Here is an 11,971-nt window from a genome sequence, read left to right as displayed (position 1 = left end):
ATATCGAGGTTGCAAGACGGCTGCCGGGGGGCAGTACGTGGAGCAAGGTGTAGGCGTTATGCGTAAAAGTGGCTTTCTGGCTCTCGTTATTGCGGCGACGGCGGTGTTCGGATCGGCTGCGCCTGCGGCGGTGCTGATCAACAGCTCCAACGTCGGCTACTCCTTCACGACGGATTATACGGGGCTGGTCGGCAGCGGCAGCACCAACCTCGTCAGCGGCCTCAGCACCTTCACCTTCACCGGTCTCAGCAACAACGGCCTGACCTATAATTTCAACTATTCGATGACGAACGATTCTTCGGTGTCGTCGCGCCTCACGTCCTTCGGTTTCGACGTTGATCCCAATGTGAGCAGCGCATCGTCGACTGGCTATTTCGCAAGCGCGAACCTGAACAACAATTATCCGGCAGGTGTTGGAACGATCGACGTCTGTTTCGAGGCCGACAGCAATGGCAACTGCACCGGTGGGCCTCTGGGCCTGAACGCCAATCAGACCGGAACGGGCACCTTTGCGCTGACCTTCTCGCAGGTCATGGCGTCGGTTTCGCTCGATAGCTTCGTGACGCGGTTCCAGTCGATCAATCCTACCATCAATGGCTCGAGTTCTGGCGTCGGAATCGGCTCGGTGGTCAGCACCAGTGGCGGTAGCAATCCGATCGTGGCGCCAGAACCCGCGACCTGGATGATGCTGATTTCCGGCTTTCTCCTGATCGGCGGGATCATGCGCCGGTCCAGATCGGGCTCGCCTGCGGTCCGCTTCGCGGCAGCGCGCCCTTAAGGTAAACAATCGTAAAGTCCCGCCGTTTACGTCGTCCCGCCGTAACGGTTGAAGAGCGGATCAGTTAGAACCGCCCAGGTTCAGCCGATTCGGCTTGGGGGGCATGATGTTCGACTTCCGCGGGATTACCGCCGCTGCGATCGCTATTGTAATGGCCGCTGCGCCAGCCTCTGCCACCTTCGTCTGGCCGAGCAATGACGAGGTTACGATCAGCGCGGGCAATGCGGGCTTTCAATGGGTCGTCGACTTCAACAGCGCATTGGCCGGAAGCGGCACCACCACGGCGGTGAGCGCGCTCGGAAACTTCACCTTCACCGGCGTAAGCAACAACGGTCTGACCTATAATTTCAACTACTCGCTGCTCAACGATTCCGCCAATTTCTCACGACTGCGGGCTTTCAGCTTCGACACCACCGGTACGGTGAACACAAGCGCCACCAACTCGACCGGCGCGCTGTCCTACGAATATTACAACCAGAGCTGGCCCTATATCGGGACCCAGGACATCTGCTTTGCAGCGGGCAGCAGCGGATGCACGGCGCATTCCAACAGCGGCATAACGTCCAACCCCGACCTGACCGGCACGGGCAGCTTTTCGGTTACCTTCGCGCAGGTCATGCAGGCGGTTACCTTCGACCAGTTCGCGGTCAAATTCATCGACGTGAATCCGACCGTCAACGGCCAGGATTGGGCGATAGGAATCGGCCAGGTCACGTCGATGACCAATCCCCAGCCGATCACGGCGCCGGAACCTGAAACATGGATGATGCTGCTGGGAGGATTCGGCCTGATTGGCAGCACGCTCCGGCGCCGTAACCGCTCGGTGACGCGTCTCCAGGCGGTCTGATCATTTTCTCCTGACGAGCGGGGGGCTATGGCGCGGAGCATGACGCTCACGCCCCTCCTCCTCCTCGTCTGCTCCAACATCTTCATGACGATCGCCTGGTATGGGCATCTCAAGTTCACCGACACCCGTCTGTGGATCGTCATCCTCGCTTCCTGGGGCATCGCTCTCGTCGAATATTGCTTCGCGGTGCCGGCAAACCGGATCGGTTATCTCCACGGGTGGAGCGCGGGGCAGCTCAAGATTACACAGGAGATCGTGACGCTGCTGGTGTTCGCGGGCTTCGCCTATTTCGTGCTGGGCGAACATCTCGGCTGGCGGCATGTCGGCGCCTTCGCCTGCATGGTCGGGGCGGCTTGCTTCATGTTCGTGGGCAAGAGCTGAGCGAGATTGCGCAACCGCCGAGGCGTTCCCATATCGCGATCCGCAAAGCATCAGGACGGATATGAGCGAACTTCCCAAATGGCACGGCACCACGATTTTGTCGGTGCGCAAGAACGGCAAGGTCGTCGTCATCGGCGACGGCCAGGTTTCCATGGGCAACACGGTGATGAAGCCGAATGCCCGCAAGGTCCGCAAGCTGGGTGACGGGTCGGTGATCGGCGGCTTCGCCGGCGCGACCGCAGACGCCTTTACCCTGTTCGACCGGCTCGAGCGCAAGCTCGAGCAGCATAATGGGCAATTGCTCCGCGCGGCCGTCGAACTGGCAAAGGACTGGCGGACCGACAAATATCTCCGCAACCTCGAGGCGATGATGATCGTGGCGGACAAGGACGTCACCCTGATCCTCACCGGCAATGGCGATGTTCTGGAGCCGGTGGCCGGCGTGGCCGCGATTGGATCGGGCGGCAATTTCGCCCTGTCGGCGGCGCGCGCGCTGGTCGACTATGAGCCCGACGCCGAAGCACTTTGTCGCAAGGCCATGGCGATCGCGGCCGAGCTCTGCGTGTTCACCAATGACAGCCTGACGGTCGAGACGCTCGACAGCGCCGCCTGAACGCAGCCCCATCGATCAGTCCAGCGAAAGCAATTTTCATGAACGACCAACTCACTCCCAAGGCGATCGTCGCTGCGCTCGACGCGCATATCGTCGGCCAGGCGGACGCCAAGCGCGCGGTTGCCGTCGCACTGCGCAACCGCTGGCGGCGGCAGCGCCTGCCCGAAAATCTGCGCGACGAGGTAACGCCGAAGAACATCCTGATGATCGGCCCGACCGGCTGCGGCAAGACCGAGATCAGTCGTCGCCTGGCGAAGCTCGCCGATGCGCCCTTCGTGAAGGTCGAGGCCACCAAGTTCACCGAGGTCGGCTATGTCGGCCGCGACGTCGAGCAGATCGCCCGCGATCTGGTCGAGGAGGCGGTGCGGCTGGAGAAGGAGCGCCGGCGCAGCGCGGTCAAGGACAAGGCCGAGGAGGCGGCTCTGGGGCGCCTGCTCGACGCGCTGGTCGGCAAGGATGCCAGCGAGGCGACGCGGCTGGCCTTCCGCCAGCGCTTCGAGGACCACCAGCTCGACGACAAGGAAATCGAGATCGAGGTCGAGGATTCGGGTGGTATGCCGTTCGAGCTGCCGGGCATGAACGGGCAGATCGGCATGATCAATCTGAGCGACATGATGGGCAAGGCGATGGGCCAAGGGCGCACCAAGCGCCGCAAGATGACGGTTCGCGCCGCCTGGTCCAAGCTCGTCGACGAAGAGGCCGACAAGCGGCTCGATCAGGACGAGGTCAGCCGTTCCGCACTGCAGGACGCCGAACAGAACGGCATCGTGTTCCTCGATGAGATCGACAAGATCGCGGTGTCGGACGTGCGCGGCGGATCGGTAAGTCGCGAGGGTGTCCAGCGCGACCTGTTGCCGCTGATCGAGGGGACGACGGTCTCTACCAAATATGGTCCGCTCAAGACCGACCATATATTGTTCATCGCCTCGGGCGCGTTCCACGTCGCCAAGCCGTCGGACCTGCTGCCCGAACTGCAGGGGCGCCTTCCGATCCGGGTCGAGCTCAAGGCGCTGACCGAGCAGGATTTCGTCCGGATCCTGTCCGACACGCGCGCCAGCCTGACCGAACAATATCGCGCGCTGATCGGCACCGAGGGCGTCGAGATAGCCTTCACCGAAGACGGCATCGCGGCCATCGCCAAGGTCGCCGCGGAGGTGAACAGCCAGATCGAGAATATCGGCGCCCGCCGGTTGTCCACGGTGATGGAAAAGCTGCTCGAGGAGATCAGCTTCGGCGCCGAAGATCGGCGCGGTTCGACCATCACCGTCGACCGGGACTATGTCGATGCGCAGCTGAGCGAGGTTGCCCGCGATACCGACCTGTCCAAATATGTTCTTTGATTAGCGCTCCGCTTCCCTGCCGGCAGAGACAAGAGGCCGGCAGGGACGTCGGCGATGAGGGGGATGGCGATGACGATCACGATGTACGGCATCAAGAATTGCGACACGATCAAGAAGGCGCGCACATGGCTCGAGGGCCGGGGCGTGGACTATGCCTTTCATGACTATAAGTCGGCGGGGATCGATCGCGATACGCTGACGCGCTGGTGTCAGGAGTTGGGCTGGGAGACGGTGCTCAATCGTGCCGGCACGACGTTTCGCAAGCTGCCGGACGCCGACCGGGCCGATCTCGATCAGGACAAGGCTATTGCGCTGATGATCGCGCAGCCATCGATGATCAAGCGGCCGATTGTCGATGGGGACGGGCAGCTTCTGGTCGGGTTCAAGCCCGATCAATATGCGGCGCGGTTCGGCTGATCAGAAGGCGGCGGCGGCCTGGCGATCGACGGTCGTCCGGTTCCGTCCCGCCTCCTTCGAGGCATAGAGTGCGCGGTCTGCGCGCTTGATCACGTCGCTCAATATCTGATCCGATGCGCTCATCGGGGCGATACCGAAGCTTGCCGTGAGGCGAAGCGGCAGATCGCCGATCCGGAGCTTGGCGATACGATTGCGAAGCTCCTCGACCTTGTCGCGGGCCCGGTCGATATCGGCTCCGGGGAAGAACAGTACGAATTCCTCGCCGCCGAACCGGCCATAATGTTCCGGGGCCACCAGGGTGTCGCGAAACAGGCTGGTGATCTGGCAGAGGACTTCGTCGCCATGGCTGTGGCCGTAGAGGTCGTTGATTTCCTTGAAATGGTCGACGTCGCAGATCGCGACCGTAAGGGGACGGCCGAACGCGTTCGCTTCCTGCATCAGGCGCGTGCCGGTGGTCTCGATCGCCCGCCGATTGGGCGCGCCCGTGAGCGAGTCGGTATCCGCTGCCAGGCGCAGCCGCTCCGACAGATCGCCGCCCATCAGATAGAGCGAGAAGATGCCCGCCGCGACCGTCATGGCAGGGAGGCCCAGAAAGACGATCACCGTATAGGCCTGGTCGAGCAGCTCCGAGCCCTGAGGCGGCATCAGGGCAAGGGTCATTCCGCCGGCAATCTCGATGGCGGCCATGCCCATGCAGGTGAAGATGATCGGCCGCTCGCCCAGCAGGAGCTTGCGTCCGGGCCGGAGAAGGGCGCTGGTCACGCCGAAGAGCAGGACGATCGCTGCATAGAAGGGGACGACGGCGCCGGCCAGCCCCCGGTCCGGATAGCCGGTGCTGAAGAAGAAGATCACCAGCAGTGCGGCAGCCTGGCTTACGACGAAATAGGGGGTCTTGTGGGGCAGGCCAGACCGCATCCGATAGGCCATGGCCGCGAGGATCGGCGTGGTCGTCGCAAAGACGCTGACCAGAAGATTGGCCCAGGGATCGCCGCGGAAGTAGAAATAGTAGATGGGGTCGGCGGTATAGAGCAGGACGTTGCAGCCGAACGCGCCCGCCAGCATCTTCGCCATCTTCGGCTGGCCGAGTGTCCGCGAGGCCAGCAGCATCGCGATCGTCATCAACGCGTTGATGAGCAGCAGAACCGCAAATATGAAAATATCGACAGACACTTAGCCGCTTCGCCCCTTAGCGGTTTGTCCTTGGCATAGCCGATCGCGCAGGCGAGACAAAATGAACTATTGTAAAATCCCTTAGGGATCTTCCGCAGCGGCTTTATCAGCTGGACGACTCCCTCTATCGGCGGCGGCAAGGAGACGATGATGACCCCGATCGCGAAGATATTGTTGCTCGGTTCCGGTGAGTTGGGACGGGAGTTCGTGATCGCTGCGAAGCGGCTCGGCGCCTATGTCATCGCCTGCGATTCCTATGCCGATGCGCCGGCGATGCAACTGGCGGACGCCTCCGAAGTCTTTTCGATGCTGGACGGTGACGCCCTCGCCGCGGTGATCGAGAAGCACCGCCCCGATCATATCGTTCCCGAGGTCGAAGCGATCCGGACGGAAGTCCTGAAGGACTATGAGGATCGCGGATTTTCGGTCGTGCCATCGGCGCGTGCGACGCAGTTGACGATGAACCGCGACCGCATCCGCGACGTGGCGGCGCAGGAGCTGGGCCTTGTCACGTCGCGCTTCCTTTATGCGGAAAGCCGCGAGGAGATGCGGGCGGCGGTCGAAAAGATCGGGATTCCCTGCGTGGTGAAACCGGTCATGTCGTCGTCGGGCAAGGGGCAGAGCATCGTCACCGCCGAGGGCGCCGTCGATGCGGCGTGGGACTACGCCGTCGAAGGGATGCGGGGCGATCGCCAGCGCGTGATCGTCGAGGCCTTCGTCGCGTTTGACTATGAGATCACGCTGTTGACCGTCCGCACCCGGCAAGGGGTGATCTTCTGCGAGCCCATCGGCCATCGGCAGGAGCGGGGCGACTATCAGGAAAGCTGGCAGCCGACGCCGATGTCGAAGAAGGCGCTGAAGGCGGCGCAGGACATGGCGCGAAAGGTCGTCGACAATCTGGGCGGCTATGGCCTGTTCGGCGTCGAGTTCTTCGTCGCCGGCGACAAGGTCATCTTCTCCGAGCTGTCACCCCGTCCCCACGACACCGGCATGGTCACGCTCATCTCGCAGAACCTGACCGAGTTCGATCTGCACGCACGAGCCATATTGGGGTTGCCGATCCCGCACATCCACCTCAACGGGGCCGCAGCGTCGGCGGTTATCCTGGCCGACCGGAACGCGGAGGATTTCCGCTTCGAGGGGCTGGCCGAGGCGCTGGCCCCGGTGGATGGCGTGGAGACCGATATGCGGCTGTTCAGCAAGCCGGTCACGCGTCCCAATCGCCGCATGGGCGTCGCTCTCGCAGTCGCGCGCGGCGGCACGGCCGATACGGCGCGGGCGGCGGCGCGGGCGGCCGCGGCCAAGGTGCGTATCATCTACCCGAGCGACGGCGAGTGACCCGTATCCGGATTTCCTCGGGCTCTCCCTTCGAAGAGCAGGTCGGCTACAGCCGGGCGCTCGTCGACGGTGACTGGGCGTTCGTTGCCGGCACCACCGGCTATGATCCCGAAACGAGAGTCATGCCCGACGGGGTTGCCGATCAGGCCCGGAACGCGCTGGCACTGATCGAACGGACGTTGTCGCAGGCCGGCTTCGCCATGGCGGACGTGGTTCGCGCCACCTATTATCTCACCGATGCCTCCCATTGGGAGGAGGTGGCTCCGGTGCTCGGCGCCACTTTCGGGGAGATTCGTCCCGCCGCCACGGCGCTGATCGTCGGGCTCATCCGGCCGGAGATGAAGATCGAGATCGAAGTGACTGCTCTCCGCCGCCGAGGCTGATGGCGGGTTTAGGATTATCCACCGTGAGATGGTGAAATTCGCTAATGGTGAGCGGGTTTCCTTCTACCCTACACTGAAAAAAAACTGATTTTTCGCCATTTTTTCATTTGGCACGGTTCCTGCTGAGCATGTGACATCCACAACGCACATCAAAAGGGAACTGAAAATGACCAAGCTGAACAACACCGTCGCCGGCACCTTCGCGATCGTCGCGACCTTCGTCACCATCGCTGCCGCAACGCCGCTCCGCGCCGAACCCGCTCGCGTCGCTGTCGCCTATGGCGATCTCGACCTCTCCAGTGCAGCGGGCGCTTCGCAGCTCGACGCCCGGATCCGCCGCGCTGCCGAAGATGTCTGCGGTCGCCCGGATGTCGGCACCAGCATCGAGGTTGCCGCCTGCCGCCAGAAGGCCGTGATGGGAGCCAAGGCCACTCTGGCGCAGGCCAAGCCGGCTGCCGATATCCGCCTCGCCGCCCGCTGATTGCTGGCGACACCGCATGGCCGACAGAGGCCGCCAGGAGGCTCCAGCCCGTCCTGGCGGCCTTTCTGTGTAAAGGGGGCGCGGTGCGGGCGTACGTCTGCAGGGTCCGACCCGTTGGGCGCCGTTACGGCCGCGCAGGGTGATCGCTTGCAGGCAGGGAAGAAGAGCTTTCTTGTCCCCAGGCAGGGCCCCGGCAATAGGAGGGGCGTGAACAGAGCCGGGGCAGCATGATCGACATCGACTGGTTGAATGCCCTGGCCGGACTGCTCGTCGGGATCATCGTCGGCATTACAGGGGTCGGGGGTGGCTCGCTGATGTCACCGATCCTGATCCTTTTGTTCGGGGTCGCGCCGACGACGGCGGTGGGCACCGATCTGTGGTTCGCGGCAGTCACCAAGACCGCAGGGTCGATCGTCCATCATCGCCAGGAGAGCGCCGATGTCCGCATCGTCGGCTGGCTCTGCCTCGGCAGTATTCCCGCAGCGCTTCTGACCCTGTTGTTCCTGTTCGCCTCGGGAAGTCACCAGGTGAAGCACGGGCTGGTGGTTACGATGCTCGGCGGCATGCTCGTCATCACCTCCGCCGCGACGCTGTTTCGCCGCCAGCTGGTGACGGCGATGATCGACGTCGATGACGAAGCCCGCGCCAAGCGCTTCGTGCGCTGGCAGCCGGCGCTCACGGTGCTCGCGGGCGCCGTGCTGGGCACGCTGGTGACGCTCACCTCGGTCGGCGCGGGGGCGCTGGGAGCGACGATGCTTCTCATGCTCTATCCATTGCGGCTGACTGCGCGGAAGCTGGTGGGGACCGACATCATGCATGCCGTGCCGCTGACGCTCGTCGCGGGGCTCGGCTATCTCGTCGCGGGCGCGGTCGACCTGCACCTGCTGGCTATGTTGCTGATCGGATCCATTCCCGGGATCGTCCTCGGCGCGAGGCTCACGATGTGGCTGAACGAGACGTTCGTCCAGCGGGCGCTCGCCGTCATCCTGTTCCTCACGGGGCTGAAGCTCCTCCTCTCCTGACGGCCGCCGGGCAGGCGCGCAGGCCTGATATCGGCCGCTTGATCTTGCCGATTACGCGTGGCCTCCGCCGATGTCGCGCCAGGCCTGGTGCAGTCCGTCGACTTCGAAAAGCTGATAGGCCGCAAGCAAGCTTGCGCTCCACGATTCGTCCCTGAGCCGAGCCGCGCTGAGAGCAAGTCGTCGGCTCTGCAGGTCGCGACGTCGTCCTTTGTCCCGCGCATCCGACGTCCAGTGGCGCAGATTGTCGAGTGCGTGGATCAGGGCGTCGATCTGGACGAGGTCGGGGCAGGGTGGGCTTCCGGTCTGTTCCAACCTACGCGATGCTCCTCAGCCGACAGGCATTTTCGCGTACAATAATCTTGTGCAAAAATCAATCAATTTCTTGACTCGCTGGCAGCAGCAGACAGGCTATTGCGGCTGTCCGCAGCCGCCGCGAGCGGCCAGAAATTAGGAAGCTGTCAACAATTGTAACTTAAGCGGGAGTCCTATTTTCTTGAGCGGCCAACAGGCGCATCTAGCCGCCAAGACAGTGATCAGGTGGTGAGTCGCAATGAACATGATGACGGGCGATATGATGGCGCAGGCGGAGGTCCTGATCTCCGGGGCGTTCTCCGATAGCCTTCCGTCGACGGGGGCGGTTCGGCCTACGCCTCCCAACTGGATGATCGCGCCCATCTTTCGTCCGCAGGCGACGCACGCTCCGGTAGTCGTGGCAGAAGCGCAGGCACCCTATGCGGCCGTGGGAGGCGCCCCGTATCGCTCGCCTCGCGAGGTTCCCAGGGGCGCCTGATCCCGCCTCATGCGAGGGCCCGGACATGCCGGGCCCTTTTTTTGTGAGATGGATAGGAAAAATCCTAGACACCCGCACCGTATCGAAATAGAACAAAAAAAGAACATATATGGAGCGAGTCGATGAGCCCTATGGTCTATCGGTCCACGCCTGCCTGTAGTCTCGGATGTCCGGCCTGCGAGATCGGCTGCGCTATCCGCGCGGGCGAGGCCGATGATGCCTGGCAGGAGGTGCAGCGGCTCCGGCGCGCGTCAGCCGGGCCGGAACAGGCGATGAAGAGGCTGCGCGCTGAAGCGCGGTTGGCAGCCGCAAGGCGAGCATTCGGGCAAGCGCGTCGCGCTGCTCTCCGGGCAGTTGATCCTCCAGCAGCGTTTCGAACATCCGGGTCAGCGCTGCTGCATTAGGCAGGGCGACCGGAAGCAGGATCTGCTGGAACTCTGGCTCGGCGACCGCTTCCGCTTCGCTCTGGTCCTGCGACAGACCCGCCAGCTCGAAAATCTCGACGGCGTCCACTCCGAACGGCTGAAGCGCGGCGGCAATCCTGCGCGCGGCGTCGACGGGCAGCGGGCCTGCGAAGCGCTTCTCCTCATAATAGGCGTAGCGCTTGTCGAGCGGCGACCCGAGCATCGCGGCGAAGGCGCGCATGGAAAGGCCCGAGCGGGCGCGCAGCGAGCGAAGGCGTTCGTGGGGACGGTCCATGGCGATCCTCTTAGCGGAGGGGAGGAAGCGGGCGGACAGTCAGTAAATCTTGAATCGAATTGTGCAAGTTCTTCGTCAAATGGGAGATGCGACATGGGAAGGCCGGGACGGAAAAGACAGGCGGGCCTGCGTACGGCGAGCGGCCGACTGAAGGGGGGCGCCGCGCCGCGCATCGACGCCGGCACGGCCGAGCTCCGGCTTCACCGTGCGCGCAGGGCAGGGGAGCTCGATCCGGCCACCGCCCGACTCTGGCGGATGGGGCAGGCCGAGGAAGCCGCCGCCGGTCTGGCGCGCGGGCGCGACCATGGTCAGGCGGTCGATGCGGTCGGCCGAGCCTTTCTCGCCGGCTTGCTCGAGCATCATGTGCACCCCGCAGAGACGCTGCGCGACGCCGGGCGTACTTTGTTCAAGCTCTACTGGGTCCATTATGCAGCCCTGGCGCCGAGCGGCGGCTTGTATCGGGAGCTTGTGGGCCGAGGGGTGGTAGGCAGACCGGTGGAGGTTGAAAGCGATCGCGCGGCCCAGCTGGAAGCTGCGCTCAATCGCCGTCTGGCGAGCCTGGACGCCTGCGGTCGCGACATACGCCGCGCTGTCGAGAGCCTGTGCATCGACCATCATTTCGAGTTTGGCCCGCTTTGGCTCGATCGCCTCCTGGCGGCCCGACGCACCGGTGGCGTAGCCGGCGAGGAGGACCGCCGACGGATGGCGGCCGCCGTCCACGGACTGGCCGTGATCTGCTAGAGCACTTTCACCATGGGTGAATGAGCTCCATGTTCTCGACGCCGCATTTTCCGAGCCTTCGACCGCATCCGATCACCTTGAAAATGCTCTAACGCCACGGAACTTTGGGCGCTGTCCGTTGTCCTGACGCCATATTCCCACGTCGGAGGCTTCATGCGCATCGGGATCGAGTCCCATCTTCGCTACAATTTCACGGAGCCTGCGGATGTGCTGCTGGCGATAGAAGTCGCGCAGATGGAGGATCAGCGGCTGATCACGGATTTGCTGACCGTTTCGGGAAGCGGTGAACTTCGCCCCATAGCGGGAGAGGAAGGGATCGGGCGGCGCACCTGGATGCGGGTCGAAGGCGCCGTCGAAGCGCTATACACGGCAGAAGTCGAGCTGTTCCGGCGCGCATCTCCGATCGAGGCGTTGCCCATTACGCCCCGCCGGGATCTGCCGCCCGGCGTGATCCCCTATCTGTGGCCCAGCCGCTACTGCGAATCCGATCGTTTCGAGGCTTTCGTCGACCGCCAGTTCCCCGGCGATCCGCATGGAGCGAAGATCGTCGCCATGGCCGACTGGGTGCGCGAGCATATGGACTATAGCATCGGCTCGAGTGACGGGACGACGACGGCGGTCGACGCCTTCGTGTCCCGTCGCGGCGTGTGCAGGGACTTCGCGCACCTCCTCACTGCCTTTGCGCGGGCAGCAGGCGTGCCGGCACGGGTCGTCTCTGCCTATGCGCTGGATCTGGACCCGCCGGATTTTCACGCGGTCGTCGAAATCTGGCTGGCGGGCGAGTGGTATCTCGTCGATCCGACCGGCCTTGCCCCGCTCGACGGTCTTGCTCGTATCGCCGTCGGGCGGGACGCGACAGACATCGCCTTCATGACCGTCTTCGGCAGCGCCGAACTGGTCGAACAACGCGTTTCGGTGGTCCGCCTCGATCCATGAGAACCGCTTGCCGACGACTGGCAAAGCGGCGTTCC

At 63.7% G+C, this 11,971-nt stretch carries 15 protein-coding genes; 12 read left to right on the top strand and 3 right to left on the bottom strand.

All coding sequences use genetic code 11. The features are described 5' to 3' along the window. The first annotated feature begins 58 nt into the window (after positions 1-58). The 6 genes from G6P88_RS05635 (at position 59) to G6P88_RS05610 (ending at position 4,376) form a co-directional block, all read left to right on the top strand. Entirely contained in the window at positions 59-778 is a 720-nt protein-coding gene (locus G6P88_RS05635; protein WP_165322270.1) for a cistern family PEP-CTERM protein, read from the top strand. A gap of 151 nt (positions 779-929) precedes the next feature. Continuing rightward, positions 930-1,625: a cistern family PEP-CTERM protein gene (locus tag G6P88_RS05630; protein WP_226946733.1), complete on the top strand. Its 696-nt coding sequence runs from the start codon at positions 930-932 to the stop codon at positions 1,623-1,625. Positions 1,626-1,652: 27 nt separating this feature from the next. After that, complete coding sequence (locus G6P88_RS05625; protein WP_165322268.1) at positions 1,653-2,006, top strand: DMT family protein; 354 nt, start codon at positions 1,653-1,655, stop codon at positions 2,004-2,006. A 61-nt stretch (positions 2,007-2,067) separates the two neighbouring features. Next, entirely contained in the window at positions 2,068-2,619 is a 552-nt protein-coding gene (gene hslV, locus G6P88_RS05620) for an ATP-dependent protease subunit HslV (protein ID WP_165322267.1), read from the top strand. Positions 2,620-2,657: 38 nt separating this feature from the next. Then, complete coding sequence (gene hslU / locus G6P88_RS05615) at positions 2,658-3,959, top strand: ATP-dependent protease ATPase subunit HslU (RefSeq protein ID WP_165322266.1); 1,302 nt, start codon at positions 2,658-2,660, stop codon at positions 3,957-3,959. Positions 3,960-4,028: 69 nt separating this feature from the next. Then, positions 4,029-4,376 (top strand): ArsC family reductase, encoded by a 348-nt coding sequence (locus G6P88_RS05610; protein ID WP_165322265.1) that lies wholly within the window; start codon positions 4,029-4,031, stop codon positions 4,374-4,376. Here the strand turns inward: G6P88_RS05610 and G6P88_RS05605 are convergent, their stop codons facing one another. Next, positions 4,377-5,546, bottom strand: coding sequence for a GGDEF domain-containing protein (locus G6P88_RS05605; protein WP_165322264.1), 1,170 nt, complete (start codon positions 5,544-5,546; stop codon positions 4,377-4,379). 150 nt (positions 5,547-5,696) lie between these two features. Between G6P88_RS05605 and purT the strand changes: the two genes are divergently transcribed. The 4 genes from purT to G6P88_RS05585 all read left to right on the top strand — a co-directional run bounded on the left by purT (position 5,697) and on the right by G6P88_RS05585 (position 8,770). Continuing rightward, positions 5,697-6,884 (top strand): formate-dependent phosphoribosylglycinamide formyltransferase, encoded by a 1,188-nt coding sequence (gene purT, locus G6P88_RS05600; protein ID WP_165324922.1) that lies wholly within the window; start codon positions 5,697-5,699, stop codon positions 6,882-6,884. Next, positions 6,881-7,267 carry a RidA family protein gene (locus G6P88_RS05595; RefSeq protein ID WP_165322263.1) on the top strand — a complete coding sequence of 129 codons (387 nt, stop codon included), beginning with the start codon at positions 6,881-6,883 and terminating at the stop codon, positions 7,265-7,267. Before purT ends, G6P88_RS05595 begins: the two co-directional genes overlap by 4 nt. Before the next feature lie 166 nt (positions 7,268-7,433). Next, positions 7,434-7,748, top strand: coding sequence for a UrcA family protein (locus G6P88_RS05590; protein ID WP_165322262.1), 315 nt, complete (start codon positions 7,434-7,436; stop codon positions 7,746-7,748). 227 nt (positions 7,749-7,975) lie between these two features. Beyond that, entirely contained in the window at positions 7,976-8,770 is a 795-nt protein-coding gene (locus G6P88_RS05585; protein ID WP_165322261.1) for a sulfite exporter TauE/SafE family protein, read from the top strand. A 51-nt stretch (positions 8,771-8,821) separates the two neighbouring features. On the opposite strand, the gene G6P88_RS05580 is transcribed toward G6P88_RS05585, so the two are convergent. Together G6P88_RS05580 and G6P88_RS05575 are read right to left on the bottom strand one after the other, a co-directional pair. Beyond that, positions 8,822-9,082 (bottom strand): hypothetical protein, encoded by a 261-nt coding sequence (locus tag G6P88_RS05580; protein ID WP_165322260.1) that lies wholly within the window; start codon positions 9,080-9,082, stop codon positions 8,822-8,824. Between the two features lie 670 nt (positions 9,083-9,752). Further along, positions 9,753-10,259: a hypothetical protein gene (locus tag G6P88_RS05575; protein ID WP_165322259.1), complete on the bottom strand. Its 507-nt coding sequence runs from the start codon at positions 10,257-10,259 to the stop codon at positions 9,753-9,755. 93 nt (positions 10,260-10,352) lie between these two features. On the opposite strand from G6P88_RS05575, the gene G6P88_RS05570 reads away from it, so the two are divergent. Together G6P88_RS05570 and G6P88_RS05565 are read left to right on the top strand one after the other, a co-directional pair. After that, positions 10,353-11,000, top strand: coding sequence for a hypothetical protein (locus tag G6P88_RS05570; RefSeq protein WP_165322258.1), 648 nt, complete (start codon positions 10,353-10,355; stop codon positions 10,998-11,000). A 153-nt stretch (positions 11,001-11,153) separates the two neighbouring features. Beyond that, on the top strand, positions 11,154-11,936 hold the full coding sequence (locus G6P88_RS05565) for a transglutaminase-like domain-containing protein (protein WP_165322257.1): 783 nt from the start codon (positions 11,154-11,156) through the stop codon (positions 11,934-11,936). The last annotated feature ends 35 nt before the right edge of the window (positions 11,937-11,971 follow it).

Source organism: Rhizorhabdus phycosphaerae, from assembly GCF_011044255.1.
Taxonomy (GTDB): Bacteria; Pseudomonadota; Alphaproteobacteria; order Sphingomonadales; family Sphingomonadaceae; genus Rhizorhabdus; species Rhizorhabdus phycosphaerae.
This window is presented reverse-complemented; position numbering and strand designations above follow the sequence as displayed.